The sequence below is a fragment of the Sphingomonas phyllosphaerae genome (assembly GCF_036946485.1).
In the GTDB taxonomy this organism is placed as follows: Bacteria; Pseudomonadota; Alphaproteobacteria; order Sphingomonadales; family Sphingomonadaceae; genus Sphingomonas; species Sphingomonas phyllosphaerae_E.
Window position 1 is genome coordinate 749699 of record NZ_JAQIJA010000006.1, and the last position, 14951, is coordinate 764649.

At 67.9% G+C, this 14951-nt stretch carries 12 protein-coding genes; 4 read left to right on the forward strand and 8 right to left on the reverse strand.

Annotated elements, in window-relative coordinates; all coding sequences use genetic code 11:
• Positions 1-27 precede the first annotated feature (27 nt).
• Complete coding sequence (locus tag PGN16_RS19245) at positions 28-681, reverse strand: 50S ribosomal protein L25/general stress protein Ctc (RefSeq protein WP_335310946.1); 654 nt, start codon at positions 679-681, stop codon at positions 28-30.
• A 310-nt stretch (positions 682-991) separates the two neighbouring features.
• On the reverse strand, positions 992-1891 hold the full coding sequence (locus PGN16_RS19250) for a TraB/GumN family protein (RefSeq protein WP_335310947.1): 900 nt from the start codon (positions 1889-1891) through the stop codon (positions 992-994).
• A 129-nt stretch (positions 1892-2020) separates the two neighbouring features.
• On the opposite strand from PGN16_RS19250, the gene PGN16_RS19255 reads away from it, so the two are divergent.
• The 4 genes from PGN16_RS19255 (at position 2021) to PGN16_RS19270 (ending at position 8771) form a co-directional block, all read left to right on the forward strand.
• Positions 2021-2881 (forward strand): glycine--tRNA ligase subunit alpha, encoded by an 861-nt coding sequence (locus PGN16_RS19255; RefSeq protein WP_335310997.1) that lies wholly within the window; start codon positions 2021-2023, stop codon positions 2879-2881.
• 226 nt (positions 2882-3107) lie between these two features.
• The gene (gene glyS, locus PGN16_RS19260; RefSeq protein WP_335310948.1) at positions 3108-5300 is read left to right on the forward strand and encodes a glycine--tRNA ligase subunit beta; all 2193 of its coding nucleotides are present in this window, start codon (positions 3108-3110) and stop codon (positions 5298-5300) included.
• Positions 5301-5373: 73 nt separating this feature from the next.
• Complete coding sequence (ppdK, locus tag PGN16_RS19265) at positions 5374-8043, forward strand: pyruvate, phosphate dikinase (protein ID WP_335310949.1); 2670 nt, start codon at positions 5374-5376, stop codon at positions 8041-8043.
• Complete coding sequence (locus PGN16_RS19270; RefSeq protein ID WP_335310950.1) at positions 8040-8771, forward strand: PEPxxWA-CTERM sorting domain-containing protein; 732 nt, start codon at positions 8040-8042, stop codon at positions 8769-8771. The genes ppdK and PGN16_RS19270 overlap by 4 nt, the downstream gene beginning before the upstream one ends.
• Positions 8772-9011: 240 nt before the next feature.
• Here PGN16_RS19270 and PGN16_RS19275 read toward each other — a convergent pair whose 3' ends face one another.
• The 6 genes from PGN16_RS19275 to PGN16_RS19300 are packed head-to-tail and all read right to left on the reverse strand — an operon-like array spanning position 9012 to position 14951.
• Positions 9012-9461, reverse strand: a complete 450-nt coding sequence (locus PGN16_RS19275; RefSeq protein WP_335310951.1) for a hypothetical protein — start codon at positions 9459-9461, stop codon at positions 9012-9014.
• 52 nt (positions 9462-9513) lie between these two features.
• Positions 9514-10497, reverse strand: a complete 984-nt coding sequence (locus PGN16_RS19280; RefSeq protein ID WP_335310952.1) for a type II secretion system F family protein — start codon at positions 10495-10497, stop codon at positions 9514-9516.
• A gap of 1 nt (position 10498) precedes the next feature.
• Positions 10499-11467 carry a type II secretion system F family protein gene (locus PGN16_RS19285; RefSeq protein WP_335310953.1) on the reverse strand — a complete coding sequence of 323 codons (969 nt, stop codon included), beginning with the start codon at positions 11465-11467 and terminating at the stop codon, positions 10499-10501.
• Between the two features lie 31 nt (positions 11468-11498).
• Positions 11499-12770 (reverse strand): P-loop NTPase, encoded by a 1272-nt coding sequence (locus PGN16_RS19290; RefSeq protein ID WP_335310954.1) that lies wholly within the window; start codon positions 12768-12770, stop codon positions 11499-11501.
• Position 12771: 1 nt separating this feature from the next.
• Entirely contained in the window at positions 12772-13404 is a 633-nt protein-coding gene (locus PGN16_RS19295; protein WP_335310955.1) for a CpaD family pilus assembly lipoprotein, read from the reverse strand.
• A gap of 11 nt (positions 13405-13415) precedes the next feature.
• On the reverse strand, positions 13416-14951 hold the full coding sequence (locus PGN16_RS19300; protein ID WP_335310956.1) for a type II and III secretion system protein family protein: 1536 nt from the start codon (positions 14949-14951) through the stop codon (positions 13416-13418).

Sequence of the window (14951 nt, forward strand, 5' to 3'; positions counted from 1 at the left end):
GTCCGCACCAGATCGGCGGACCGGCGATTACTCGCCCTTGTCCTCGCCTTCGCCAGCTTCCTCGGCGGCTTCGGCAGCCTGCGCCTCTGCGACTTCGGCGTCGGCCTGCTCGTCCGCGGCGGTCGGAACGGTCGGCGCCACCAGCGTAGCGACCGCGACCTCACCCTCGGCGGCCGGCTTCGCGCCCTTCGGCAGCTTCAGGTCGGAGATGTGGATCGTGTCGCCGATCTCCAGACCCTTCAGCGACACCGTGATCTCGCTGGGGATGTCGGCGGCGTCGACGACCAGCTCGACATCGTGCTGGACGATGTTGAGCACGCCGTTGCCCTTCTTGATGCCCGGCGCGTCGTCCTCGTCGGTGAACACGACCGGCACCGCGATCGTCACGGTCTCGTGCTCGCCGATGCGCAGGAAGTCGACGTGCGTCGGACGGTCGGTGACCGGGTGGAACGCCACGTCCTTGGCCAAAGTGCGCGTGCCGCCGACCATGATGACCGAGTTCATGAAGTGGCCGGTCATCAGCGCCTTGACGAGTGCCTTCTCCTCGAGATGGATCGAGGTCGGCTCCTTGTTCTGGCCATAGATCACGGCGGGGACGCGGCCGTCGCGACGGAGTGCACGGGAGGCTCCCTTGCCAACCCGGTCACGCGTCTCGGCTGCGAGCGTAATGGTGTCGCTCATCTCAATGCTCCGAAATACGGTGATATGCCTTCCGGACCACGCCTCCAGGGATGACCATGACCGGAAGCCCGCGCGCTTAGCCGGGCAGGGCGCGAAATGCAAGATGCGCCCGCATGCCGTCGCCTCCACACGCCGTCGCCCCCCACGTACCGTCGCCCCTGCGCAGGCAGGGGCCCATGTCTGCGTCGTCATGGCAGAAGGTTTGACACAAAGCGGTAGGGCTATGTGTCGACGTTGCGCGAGCACGACACAGCCATAGGCCCCTGCCTTCGCAGGGGCGACGGTAAGTGAGGGGCGGCCATGCGACGGCTCAGTATTTCACCCGCACCGCCTTGAGCTTGTACGCCCCGAGCTGATCCTGTACGCTGCCCGCGCCGGCGAGATGCCCCGCGCCGACCGCGATGAACACCGTCCCCGGCCGCTTCATCCGCTCGGCGATCCACGCCGCCCAGCGCTTGTTGCGGTCGGTGAGCAGCACCCTAGCGACCTCGGGCGAGTCCTTCAGCGACTCGTTCATCTCCTTCGCCACGCCCTCGGGCTTTCCGCTCGCCCAGGCGTCGACCAGCGTCGTGAACGTCGCATCGACCTTGGGCAGTTCGTCGAGCGTGCTCTCCAGCAACTGCACCTGCGCGGCCTTCGACAAGCCGCCGAACACCCCCAATTGCCCCTCGAACGTCTCCAGCCCGACGACCGGCTTGCCCGCCGCCTTCGCCGCGTCGCTCAGCACCTTCTCGGGGCCGTTGGCGGGATCATAGCCGAGCTGGCGCACCGGCAGCAGCGACAGCGTCACCGCCGCGAACCACGGACGCATCTTCTCGTACACCGCCGGCTGGACCTGTCCGTCGCCCATCGCCTTGGCGAAGGCGGCGCGGTAATTGGGCGAGAGCTGCTGCGTCAGCGGCGTGCCGTTCGGATCGAAGGCGGCGGCGCTCACCACGCGCTGCTGCGTGGCGGCATCGGGCTCGACCATCTCCAGCACCAGCGTCTGCGAGCGATCGAAGGCGGTCTTCACCGCCTCGTCGAACCACGACAGCCCCGGCTTCAGGACGTGGATCGTCCCGAACAGATAAATGGTCGTGTCCTTGTCCTTGACCACCCACAAGGCCGGATCGGCATCCTGCGTCGTCGCGGCAGGCGCGGGGGCCGGCTGCGCACAGGCGGGCAGTGGCAAAGCGAGGAGCAGCGCGAGCAGGGAAGCGGCGATCTTCATGCCAATCCCCATGGCGAGCCGCGGCGTGAAAGTGAAGCTTCACCGTTTTGTTGATTCCGCGCCGCCCTTGCGCCACAGGCTCGGCGCGTGACCGACATCAGCGCTCCCCGCCCGCTCAGCTTCCAGGCGATGATCCTGCGGCTCCACCAATATTGGTCGGAGCGCGGCTGTGCGATCCTCCAGCCCTATGACATGGAATTGGGGGCCGGCACCTTCCACCCCGCCACCACGCTGCGCGCGCTGGGGCCGGACACGTGGAACGCCGCCTATGTCCAGCCGTGCCGCCGCCCGACCGACGGCCGCTACGGCGAGAATCCCAACCGGCTCCAGCATTATTACCAATATCAGGTGATCCTGAAGCCGAGCCCGCCCGACCTGCAGGAGCTGTACCTCGGCAGCCTCGCCGCGATCGGCGTCGACACCGGGCTGCACGACATCCGCTTCGTCGAGGACGATTGGGAAAGCCCGACGCTCGGCGCGTGGGGGCTGGGCTGGGAGGTCTGGTGCGACGGGATGGAGGTGACGCAATTCACCTATTTCCAGCAGATGGGCGGCTTCGACATGAAGCCGGTCGCGGGCGAGCTGACCTACGGGCTCGAACGGCTGGCGATGTACATCCAGAACGTCGACAACGTCTACGATCTGGCGTTCAACGATGCCGGCGTCTCCTATGGCGACGTGTTCCTCGAGAACGAACGCCAGATGTCGACGTGGAATTTCGAGGTCGCCGACACCGACGCGCTGTTCGACCTGTTCAAGAAAGCCGCGGCGGAATGCGAGCGCAGCCTCGCCGCCAATCTGCCGATCCCGGCCTATGAGCAGGCGATCAAGGCCAGCCACACCTTCAACCTGTTGCAGGCGCGCGGCGTGATCTCGGTCGCCGAGCGGCAGGCCTATATCGGCCGCGTCCGCGATCTCGCAAAGGCGGCGTGCGCGGCGTATATGGAAAAGAACGGCTGGGCGGAGCCGCTCAAGGTCCCGGCCGCGTGACGCGCTGCCGACTCGCCGCGCAGAGATTGTTCGCGCAGAGGCGCAGAGGCGCAGAGATGGAGCGCGCGCGGCGCATGTCCGCAACAGCAATCTCGTCAAGCGCCGGCGATGCGTTGGCCGCTGACGGGCCCTCTCTGCGCCTCCGCGCCTCTGCGCGAACCAACCTTATTCTTCCTCTTCGCGTCCTCGCGGCTTCGCGTGACCCCAACCAAACGGCCCGCCCAGCATGACCGACTTCCTTCTCGAACTCCGCTCCGAGGAAATCCCCGCGCGGATGCAGGCAAAGGCGCGTGAGGATCTCGCGCGGCTGTTCGCGGCCGAACTGGCGAAGGCTGGGCTTACCGCCGCAGCCACCGTCACCTGCGCCACCCCGCGCCGCCTCGCGCTGATCCTGCGCGACCTGCCCGACGCCACGCAGGCGGTCAGCGAGGAAGTGAAGGGCCCGCGCGCCTCCGCGCCGCCACAGGCGCTGGAGGGCTTCCTCCGCAAGACCGGGCTCACCGCCGAGCAGCTCACCGAGCGCGACGGCGTGCTCTACGCGATTACCGAAAAGCCGGGCCGCGCGACCGCCGACGTGCTCGCCGAGGCGATCCCCGCCGTCATCCGCGCCTTTCCGTGGCCGAAGTCGATGCGCTGGGGCGCGGCCTCGCTGTCGACCGAGAGCCTGCGCTGGGTCCGCCCGCTGCAAGGCATCGTCGCCTTGTTCGGCGAGGAGGTCGTGCCGGTGTCGATCGCCGGCGTCGAGAGCGGCGCGGCGACGCTCGGGCATCGCTTCCACCATCCGGGTGCGATCACGATCGGCTCGGCGGTGGACTATGTCGAGAAGCTGCGCGCCTGCCACGTCATCGTCGATCAGGACGAGCGCGCCGCGCTGATCCGCGACCGCGCGACCGCGCTCGCGGCGGAGGCCGGGCTGGTGCTGGTCGAGGACGAGGGGCTGGTCGCCGAAAATGCCGGGCTGACCGAATGGCCCGTGCCGTTGCTCGGCCGCTTCGACGCGGAGTTCCTGTCGGTCCCGCCCGAGGTCATCCAGTTGACTGCGCGGGTGAACCAGAAATATTTCGTGTGCCGCGACGGGACGGGGAAGCTGGCGAACGCGTTCGTCTGTACCGCTAACATCGACGCGCATGATGGCGGCGCGAAGATCGTCGAGGGCAACCGCAAGGTGCTCGCTGCCCGGCTGAGCGATGCGCGCTTCTTCTACGACACCGATCTGAAGGTGCCGCTGGCGGAGCAGGCGAAGAAGCTCGACCGGATCGTCTTCCACGAGAAGCTCGGGACGGTCGCCGACAAGGTCGAGCGCGTCGCCAAGCTGGCGCGCTGGCTGGTCGAAGAGGGCGTGGTTAAGCCCTCTCCCCTCCGGGGAGAGGGTTTGGGTGAGGGGCCGGTGTCTCACCGAGACGCCGGTCTCCATGAGACCCCAACCCCTCACCCCAGCCCTCTCCCCGAGGGGGAGAGGGAGCAACTCGCCGAGCAAGCGTACCGCGCCGCACGACTTGCGAAGGCCGATCTCGTCACCGGCATGGTCGGCGAGTTCCCCGAGCTACAAGGCCTGATGGGCGGCTATTACGCCGCCGCCCAAGGCGAGGACGAAGCCGTCGCGAACGCAATCCGCGACCATTACAAGCCGGGCGGGCAGGGCGACGACGTACCGGCCGATCCCGTGACGGTGGCGGTGTCGCTGGCGGACAAGCTGGATAGCCTGCAGCAGTTCTTCGCGATCGGTCAGGCGCCGACCGGCTCGAAGGACCCGTTCGCGCTCCGTCGCTCGGCGCTGGGCGTCATCCGGCTGATCACCGAGAATGCGCTGCGCTATCGTGTGCCGGCCGACCTGCTCGACTTCTTCGCCGACCGCCTCAAGGTCCAGCAACGCGAGGCCGGCGTCCGCCACGACCTTATCGACGCGGTGTTTGCGCTCGGCGGCGAGGACGATCTCGTCCGCCTGCTCGCCCGCGTCAGCGCGCTCCAGTCGTTCATCGGCACCGACGACGGCGCGAACCTGCTCGCCGGCTACAAGCGCGCTGCCAACATCCTGAAGAAAGAAAACTTCCCCGTCGCCCCTGCGCAGGCAGGGGCCCATGTCTCTGTCGATCACGCGGCATCGCCCGAGGAAGCAGACATGGCTTCCCGCCTGCGCGGGAACGACGAACCGCTGTCCTACACGCCCGAAAAGGACGAAGCTGCGTTGATCGCGGCGCTCGACGCCGCCGAGCCCGCCGCCGCGCAGGCGATTGAACGCGAGGACTTCGAGGGCGCGATGGCCGCGCTCGCGACGCTCCGCGCGCCGATCGACGCGTTCTTTGATAGCGTTACCGTGAACGATGCCGATCCAGAAAAGCGTTCAACACGTTTAATCCTGCTGGCGCGCGTCCGCGCCGCAGTGCACAAGGTCGCCGATTTCTCGAGAATCGAGGGCTGACGAACACCCGCCAGCGTCTCAACTTTCGCAACATTCGCGCGGTCAACCGACGCGAGATCAAGGACTTGGCAGGATGACCCAGCGTTACGTCTATCGCTTCGGTGGCGGCGTCTCCGACGGGGGCAAGGGCGACAAGAACCTGCTCGGCGGCAAGGGTGCGAACCTCGCCGAAATGGCGTCGATCGACCTGCCGGTGCCGCCTGGCTTCACGATCTCGACCGCGATGTGCGCGCGTTACTACGAGGAAGGCGAGCGCTTCCCCGACTCGCTCAAGACCGAAGTCGCCGAGGGGATCGCGCATATCGAGCGCGTCACCGGCAAGCGCTTCGGCGACGCCGCCGACCCGCTGCTGGTGTCGGTGCGCTCGGGCGCGCGGGTGTCGATGCCGGGGATGATGGACACCGTCCTCAACCTCGGGCTCAACGACCAGACGGTCGAGGGGCTGGCGTCCGCGAGCGGCGACGAGCGCTTCGCCTGGGACAGCTATCGCCGCTTCATCCAGATGTATTCGGACGTGGTGCTCGAACTCGATCACGGCGCGTTCGAGGAAGCGCTGGAGATCGCAAAGGAGGATCGCGGCTATACGCTCGATACCGAGCTGTCGGCGGCGGACTGGCGCGAACTGGTCGCCGAATACAAGCGGCTGGTCGAGAAGGAATGGGGCAAGCCGTTCCCGCAGGACGTGCATGACCAGCTCTGGGGGGCGGTCGGCGCGGTGTTCGGCTCGTGGCAGTCGGAGCGCGCCAAGGTCTATCGCCGCCTCAACCACATCCCCGGCGACTGGGGCACCGCGGTCAACGTGCAGGCAATGGTGTTCGGCAACATGGGCGACACCAGCGCGACCGGCGTCGCCTTCACCCGCGATCCCGCCAAGGGCGACCGCGCCTATTACGGCGAATTCCTCATCAATGCGCAGGGCGAGGATGTCGTCGCCGGCATCCGCACCCCGCAATATCTGACCAAGGCGGCGCGTGAGGAAGCCGGGGCCAAGCCGCTGTCGATGGAAGAGGCGCTGCCCGAGGTTTATACCGAGCTGGCTTCGGTCTTCGACAAGCTCGAGACGCATTACCGCGACATGCAGGACATCGAGTTCACCGTCGAGCGCGGCAAGCTGTGGATGCTCCAGACCCGCTCGGGCAAGCGCACCGCCAAGGCCGCGCTCAAGATCGCGGTCGACATGGCGAGCGAGGGGCTGATCACGCGGGAGGAAGCGATCGCGCGCGTCGAGCCGCAGGCGCTCGACCAGTTGCTCCATCCGACGCTTGATCCCGATGCGCCCCGCGACGTGCTGACCAAGGGGCTGCCCGCCTCGCCGGGCGCGGCGAGCGGTCTGGTGGTGTTCGACGCCGACACCGCCGAGCGGATGGCGGCGGACGGCAAGGCGGTGATCCTCGTCCGCACCGAGACCAGCCCCGAGGACATTCACGGGATGCACGCCGCGAAGGGCATCCTCACCGCGCGCGGCGGAATGACCAGCCACGCCGCGGTGGTCGCGCGCGGCATGGGGCGACCGTGCGTGTCGGGCGCTGGGTCGCTGGCGATCTCGGCGAAGGACAAGGTGTTGCGCGTCGGCAATCGCGAGGTGCGCGAGGGCGAGACGCTGACGATCGACGGCGCGACCGGCGAGGTGATGGTCGGTGAGGTCGCGACGATCCAGCCCGAGCTGGCCGGTGATTTCGGGACGTTGATGGAATGGGCCGACGGCGTGCGCCGCCTCAAGGTCCGCGCCAATGCCGAGACGCCGCTCGACTGCCGCACCGCCCGCGACTTTGGCGCGGAGGGCGTCGGGCTGTGCCGCACCGAACATATGTTCTTCGACGCGGCGCGGATCACCGCGGTGCGCCAGATGATCCTCGCCGAGGACGAGGCGGGGCGGCGCGCGGCGCTGGAGAAATTGCTCCCCGAACAGCGCGCTGATTTCACTGCGATCTTCGAGGTGATGGCGGGGCTGCCGGTGACGGTGCGGCTGCTCGACCCGCCGCTCCACGAATTCCTGCCGCATGAGGAGAACGAGTTCGCCGAGGTCGGTAAGGCGACCGGGCTGTCGGTCGAGCAGCTGAAGCGCCGCGCGGCCGAGCTACATGAATTCAACCCGATGCTCGGGCATCGTGGCTGTCGGCTCGGCGTGACCTATCCCGAAATCTACGAGATGCAGGCGCGCGCGATCTTCGAGGCGGCGATCGACGTTGCCGAGAAATCCGGCGAGGCGCCGATCCCCGAGGTGATGATTCCGCTGGTCGGCACCAAGCGCGAGCTGGAGTTGATGAAGACCGTCGTCGACGCCGCCGCAAGGGCAGTGTTCGCCGAGCGCGGGCGGACGCTCGACTATCTGGTCGGGACGATGATCGAGCTGCCGCGCGCGGCGCTGCGTGCGGGCGAGATCGCCGAGGCGGGCGAGTTCTTCTCGTTCGGCACCAACGACCTGACGCAGACGACGCTGGGCGTCAGCCGCGACGACGCTAGCCGCTTCCTCGGCGCCTATGTCGAAAAGGGTATCTACGCCCGGGATCCGTTCGTCAGCCTCGATGTCGAGGGCGTCGGCGAATTGGTCGAGATCGCCGCCGAGCGCGGGCGCAAGACGCGGCCGGGGATCAAGCTCGGCATCTGCGGCGAGCATGGCGGAGACCCGGCGTCGATCGCTTTTTGCGAACAGGTCGGGCTCGATTATGTTTCCGCCTCGCCGTATCGCGTGCCGATCGCACGACTGGCGGCGGCGCAGGCGGCGTTGCAGGCGCGCACGTGATCTTGCGCGTCGTGGCGGCGGTCCTCGTGCTGGCACCGTCGGCGGCGAGCGCTGCGGTGACCGTTGGCACGCAGATCGTCGACACCCGCCTGGCGGGCACGATCGCCATGGCGCCGGTCGATTCGTCGGGAAGCGACGCGGCAACGCGCGCAGGCACGATCCGTGCGGCGGCGCAGCTGGTAGAGCGCGGAGAAGGCGGAGTTTTCGCGGTGCGCGGACGGTCGTCGGTGGTGGCGGAACTGGGCAGCGCCGAGCGGGGGCGGGTGACGTTCCAGCGCACGTTGACGCCCGGCGGGAACGCGGTAACCGCCAGCAGCGCGAACTACCGATACTTCTTCACCACCGATTCAGAAGCGGTATTCGAGGTGGATTGGGGCGTTGCGGCGTTCGGCGAGGGCGCGGACGGGCAGTTGCCGGGGCAATCGGTATCACTTGCCGCACGTGACGGTGCCGCTGCGTTGCTGAAAATAGCGCCCTTGGGGAACGGTTCGAGCGGCGATACGCAGCTTTTGCTCGCACCCGGTAGCTATGAATTCCGCATCGAGGACGCGTTCGCGCCGCAAGCGTCGGCCGGACAGAGCAGTGGCCTGTCGAGCCAGTACAGCTTCACGATCCGCGCGGTGCCGGAGCCGGCGACATGGGTGATGATGCTGGTCGGCTTCGGTGCGGTCGGCACGGCGGCAAGGCGGGCGCGGAAGGGCTCTACCTTTTCGGTGCGTCGGACGTGATGTGGTTTCGCTACCATTGAGCGATGCCAGAAGAAGCGAAGCCCCGGATCAGGTCCGGGGCGACGACAATGGCTGCGATGTGATTGCTGGGCGACGCGCCGGATAAAGCTGGTTTGGACCGTTGAACCCCTATCGCGAGCGTAATGGGGCAAGCGAGAGCTGGATCAGGACGCCCTTGATTGCTTCGCTACGCTCGCAATGACGGAGCGAGTTGGTGTCATGGGCTTCTGATTGGCGAAGTTAGATCAAGCCCCGATCTCGCGGGTGGCCCGGAGCAAGACGATCGCCTTCGAACCGATCTCCGTCGAACGGGCGGTCGTCGCGGACGTAGCGATCGTCGGCGATCGGCCGCGCGGCGGACAGGCGGCTGTTCTCGCGCTCGAGTTCGTCATTCTCGCGCTTCAACTCCGCGACACGCTCGTTGGCGAGATCGCGCTCGCGCTCCAGCTCCGTGACGCGCGTGCCGACCGTGCCGTGATCGCGCTCCAGCTCGGCGGTGCGCTTCGTGGCGGTGTCGTGGTCGCGTTCCAGCTCGCTGACGCGCTTGCTGGTGACCGCATGCGCGTCGCGTTCGGCGACGTAGCGCGCCTTCCACTTGCGCCCGCCGGGATGGCTGGCGAGGCCGAACAGCCATCCGGCGACCAGCGCGACCGCCAGCGCGATATATTGCGTCGTCGTGGTGAACAGCATGACGGTCCTCCGTTCGTGATCGTCGCTGAACGACGGAGGCGGGTGGCTGTTCCTACGGCTTGGCGTTGATGAACGAGTCGTTGAGCGAGCAGGCGGCAGGGCCGAGGATGACGATGAACAGCACCGGCAGGATGAACATGATCAGCGGCACTGTCATGATCGCCGGCAGCCGCGCCGCCTTTTCCTCGGCGCGCATCATGCGTTCGTGACGGAACTCCGCCGACAAGACGCGCAGCGCGCTGGCGAGCGGGGTGCCGTATTTCTCGGTCTGGATCATGGTCGTGACCACGCCGCGCACCGCTTCGAGATCGACGCGATTGGCGAGGTTCTCGAACGCCTGACGCCGGTCGGTCAGGAAGCCAAGCTCGATTGCGGTCAGCGCGAATTCCTCGCCAAGCTCGGGGTACGCCTTGCCCAATTCGCGCGAGACGCGGTGGAAGGCGGCGTCAACGGTCAACCCGGCCTCGGCGCAGATCACGAGCAGGTCGAGTGCGTCGGGCAGCCCCTTGCGGATGCCATCGGTGCGCTTCGTGATCTTGTTCTTCAGGAAGATGTCCGGCGCCTTATAGGCGAGCACGAACGTCCCGGCGACCAGACCGTAGCGCTTGAGCGCCCCCCAATCGGGGAACGCGTCGAGCAGATAGACCCAGATGACCATCAGCCCGCCGAACACGATCGGCAGCACCAGCCGGCCGAAGATGACCGCGACCGCCCATTCCTTGTTGCGGATACCCGCCTGGATCAGCTTGCGCTGCGCCTCCTTGACCTGTTCGTCCTGCAAGACGCGCAGCGACGACAACAAGGCGCGAAGGCGGTCGGCGGCGTTGCTCTGGTGGACCAGCTTGGTGCGGCGCTTCGCGGTGGACGCGGTGATGCCCGCCTTCAGTTGCTCGCGCCGGTCGTTGAGCGCGCGTACGCGTCGCGTCATCGGATCGCGCAGGCTGCGCGTCGCATAGGCCCCGACCAGCAGCGCCGCGCCAAGGGCGGGCAGCAGGGTGAGAAGCATCAGCAGGTCGAGGCCGAAGATCACGGGCATATCAGATCTCGAAGCTCACCATACGGGCCATGATGAAGGCACCGATCGCCATCCAGATCAGCCCGCCGACCGCCGTGACCGTCAGCCGCATGTCGCTGAAGAACGTCTGCATATAGGGCGGGTTGATGGAGTAGATCAGTCCGAAGACGATGAAGGGCAGCGAGCCGATGATATAGGCCGACGCCTTCGATTCCGACGACATCGCCTTGATCTTCAGCTTCATCTGACCGCGCTGGCGTAGCACCGTCGCGAGGTTCTGGAGCGTTTCGGCCAGATTGCCGCCGGTTTCGCGCTGGATCGAGATGGTGATGACGAAGAACTGGAATTCGGCGGTCATCAGCCGGTCGGCGGTTTCCTGCAATGCGACGTCCATCGACCGGCCGATGCGCATCTTGTCCGACACCGAACGGAATTCCTCGCCGACCGGGCCGGGCACCTCGGCAGCGACGACCTGCATCGTCTCCGAGATCGGCAAGCCGGAGCGCAGACCGCGCACCAACAGCTCGATCGCGTCGGGGAACTTGGCGATGAACGCGGCGATGCGACGCTTGATGAGGAACGCCACCGCGAGATGCGGGATCAGGGCGCCCAGCAACATCCCGGCGAACAGCGCGATCAGTACCGGCACCCCCTGCAGCAGCAACAGCAGCAACGTGACGACGCCGATGATCGCAGCGGCGATGCCATATTGGCCGACGGTCCACGGCTTGCCGGTCATCGACAGCCGCTTCCGCAATTCCTCGGCATTGGGCAGGATGCGCGTCACGGCGAGGTCGGCGCGCGTCGCGCTTCGCCCGGTGATGCGGCGCATCTGCGCCTCGATCGTGTTGGTCGGCGCGGGGACGTGCCGTTCGCGCAGCATCGCGAGCCGGCGGGTGCCGGCCTTTTGCGTCGAGGGCCCGGCCAGCGCGAAGACGAGCAGGCCGAGCGTCAACGCGCCCGCGAGCAGCAGCAGGATCAGCGGGGACATGGCGGCTCCGCGTCGAGAGGGGCGGGGCCGGTCACTTCCGCGCCGGCTTCTTCGCAACCAGCTCGGTGATCCGCGCGAGCAGCGAGCCGCCACGCGCGCCGCCGCCGTTCAGCGGCACCGGATCGTCGCCCGTCGCGGCGAGCAAGCGGTCGGCCAGTTCCGCCAGCGGCGCGATGGTCTTCGAATTCTTGCCAACCGCCGCCATCGGCTTGCCCAGCTTCGCCGCCTGCGCCGCCAGCTTGTGGTCGTACGGAACGGCAACGTCGATCTTGCGCTCGATCGAGCCTTCGAAGTCCTTGCGCGCCACCTCCTGCTGCGCGCCGGGATGGACGCGATTGGCCAGCACGCAGACCTGAGCCTGCGGCGCGTTGGTGCGCAGCCACGACAGCAAGCGGATCGTGTCGCGCGCCGCGGCGAGGGTCAGGTCGGTGACGAGCACCACCGCCTGCACCTCGGTCATCAAATGCGGATGCTGGATCAGCATCGCGCGCGGCAGGTCCATCACGCTCATGTCGAACGCGCCGCGCAGCTCTTCCTGCAGCTGGTAATAGGCCGCGCCATCGGTGACGATCGGGTTGCTGATCGGCGCCTCCGCCGACAGCACCGACAAGGTATCCGACGCACGGACGAGCGCGCGTTCGAGGAACAGCCCGTCGATGCGGCTGGGATTGTCGATCGCGTCGATCAGGCCGCGCCCCGGCTCGAGGTCCATCGCCAGGGCGTTGGTGCCGAAATGCACGTCGAGATCGAGCAGCGCGGTCGAGCGCTTGCCCGTCTCGCTCATCTGCCAGGCGAGCGACGTCGCGATCGTCGATGCGCCGACGCCGCCGCGGCAGCCGATCACCGCCAGCGCGGCGTGGACGCGCTCCGCCGCGCCATCGGTGTAGCGCGGCGCGTTGAGCATCGCCTGTGCCGAAGCGAAGGCGTCGCGCACCGCGTCCACGCCGAGCGGTTTGAGCAGATAATCGTGGATGCCGCTGGCCAACAGGTCGCGATAGAGCCGGACGTCGTTGACCTGCCCGGCGGCGATCACGATCGTGCCGGGTTCGCACACTTCGGCGAGGCTGTTGATGTCGGCGAGCGGATCGCTGGTTTCGCTGAGGTCGACGAACAGCAATTGCGGGCTGGAGGAAACCGCGAGCGTCTGCACCGCCTGACGCAGACCGCCCTTGTAGACATTTTCCTGCGGCCAGCCGAGTTCGTCGACGATGGCGCGCAGCGTCATGCTGGCATTGTCGTCGCAGCAGAAGGCCAGGAACGGCGCGCGGGCGGTGGCGCCCGCGACTTTCCACGGTGCGTTCATATCAGCGGCCCCCCGTCGATTCGCTCTTCACGACGGTGCCGCCGCCGCCGGTCGGTGCGGCCTTGCGCCACACGCCGATCGCCTTGGCGCCGGTGGTCGCGGCGCCGACGCCATCGTCGCTCTTGCCGCGGATCAGGTCGTTCGGATCGGCGATCATCGCCGCGAGCGTGCCGTTGATCGCGCAGCCGAACGCCCCGCTGGTGTGCGCGTCGAAATTGACGAGCGTGGCGGAGGCGCCCGGTGCCTGGCAGCTCGGCACCGACGCGGTGGCGCGGGTCACCACGACGCGCAGCGTGCCGGGGGGCGGTGTGTCGCCGTGCGACGCGGTATCGGGCGCGAGGCGCAGGCCACGTGCGCGCGCCAGCGCCGCGATCTCGCCGCGCGCCGCGAGCGAGGCGGCGGGATCGTCGATCGCGATCGTCGCGCCGGCGGCAGGAGCGAGCACATCGAGCCAGCCACGCAGCCGTTGCGCTTCGCCGCCGCCCAGACCCTCCGTTCCGGCGAGCAGGTCGAGCGCATAGTCGGTCTGCGCGACGACGGGCTGGTGAACGGTTTCCAGCCCGCGATACTCACCGCACGCGGCGAGTGGCAGCGCGGCGACGAGGGCGCACAGGAGGAGCGGACGCGGGGTCATGAAGAGCATCCTCACTTGATCGAGAAGCCGGGCGCGGCCGGCGCGGGCGGGGTCGCGAGCTTGGGCTTGGGGCGGTCGACCGCACGATCGCCGCTGTCGAGCTTGCCCAGCAGCGCGCGTTCGAGATCGGTCGGCGCCTTGTAGCCGTCGGTCGGCAGCTTGATGTCGGCGGCGTCGACCGGGCGGACGAGATACGGGGTGATGACGATCACCAGCTCGGTCTCGTTGCGCTGGAACCCGTTCGAACGGAACAGGGCGCCGAGGATCGGCAGGTCGCCGATGCCGGGCGTCTTGGTGTAGCTGTTGTTGTGCGTGTTCTGCATCAACCCGGCGATCATGAAGCTCTGGCCGGAGCCCAGCTCGACGGTGGTTTCCGCACGGCGCGTGGTGAGCGCGGGGACGCGCGCGCTGCCGACCGATACGGCGTTGCCATAGTCGAGCTGCGACACCTCGGGCTTCACGCGCAGCGAGATGCGCCCGTCCGACAGGACGGTCGGCGTATAGGCGAGGCTGACGCCGAACTGCTTGTATTCGATCGAGTTGGTGCCGAGCGCCTGTGCGATCGGGATCGGGATCTCGCCGCCGGCCAGGAAGGTGCCGGTCTCGCCCGACAGCGCGGTCAGGTTCGGGCTGGCGAGCGTCGTCACCTGACCCAGCGTCTCGCCGAGATCGAGCGCGTTGATGAAGTCGGTGCCGAGCAGGCTGCCGAACAGGCTGAACGTACCGCCGCTGCTGCTGACCGCGGGCAGGGTGAAGCTGGTGCCGCCGTTCTGCAGGTTCGGATCGGCGCCGGGCAGCACGTTGGTGATCGTGCCCTGGCGCCCGAAGCCGAGCCCAAGCAGCGGGTTCTTGCGGCCTAGCGTGCGGGTAGTGATGTTGTTGGCGATGTTCTTCAGGAACGAGCGGCTGACCTCGGCGAACTTCACCTGCAGGTTGACCTGGAGCGGGGTCGCCACCTTGATGCGATTGATGACGCCGATCTTGAACGTGGCACCGTCCGCGCTGGGATCGACGCCGGGGTTCAGCAGGCCGGTCACCAGCCGCTGCGCCTGCTCGGCATCGGCGGGGGCGGCAGCGTTGCCGTTCAGCACCGCGATCTGCCCGACCAGCGTGACGTGGAAGTCGCTGCCCGGCAGCGCGGCCTGAAGCATCCGGTCAATCTGCGTCGCATTCTGCGCGACGCGGACGGACGCGGAATAGATGACCGCCCCACCGCGATCGGTGGCGAAGATCGTCGCCTCGCCGTCCGCCTTGCCGAACAGGTGGATCTGGCGGGGATTGGCGACATAGACGTCGGCAGCGGCGGCGTTCGACGTCCACACCTCGGTCACCGCGGCGGGCAGGGTGATAAGCTCGCCCTCGCCGATCGACAGCCACTTCTCGATGCTCGGCTTGGTGACGCCGACCGGGGGCAGGCCGCTGCGCACGACCGGCCGCGCGGCCGCGGCACGCTGGGCCGCGCGCGGGGCGGCGACGACCGGGGCGGGCGAGAGCGCCGCCGTCAGCGCGACGGCCAGCGCCGCGCCATGAAACAGGGGGGAGCGCAT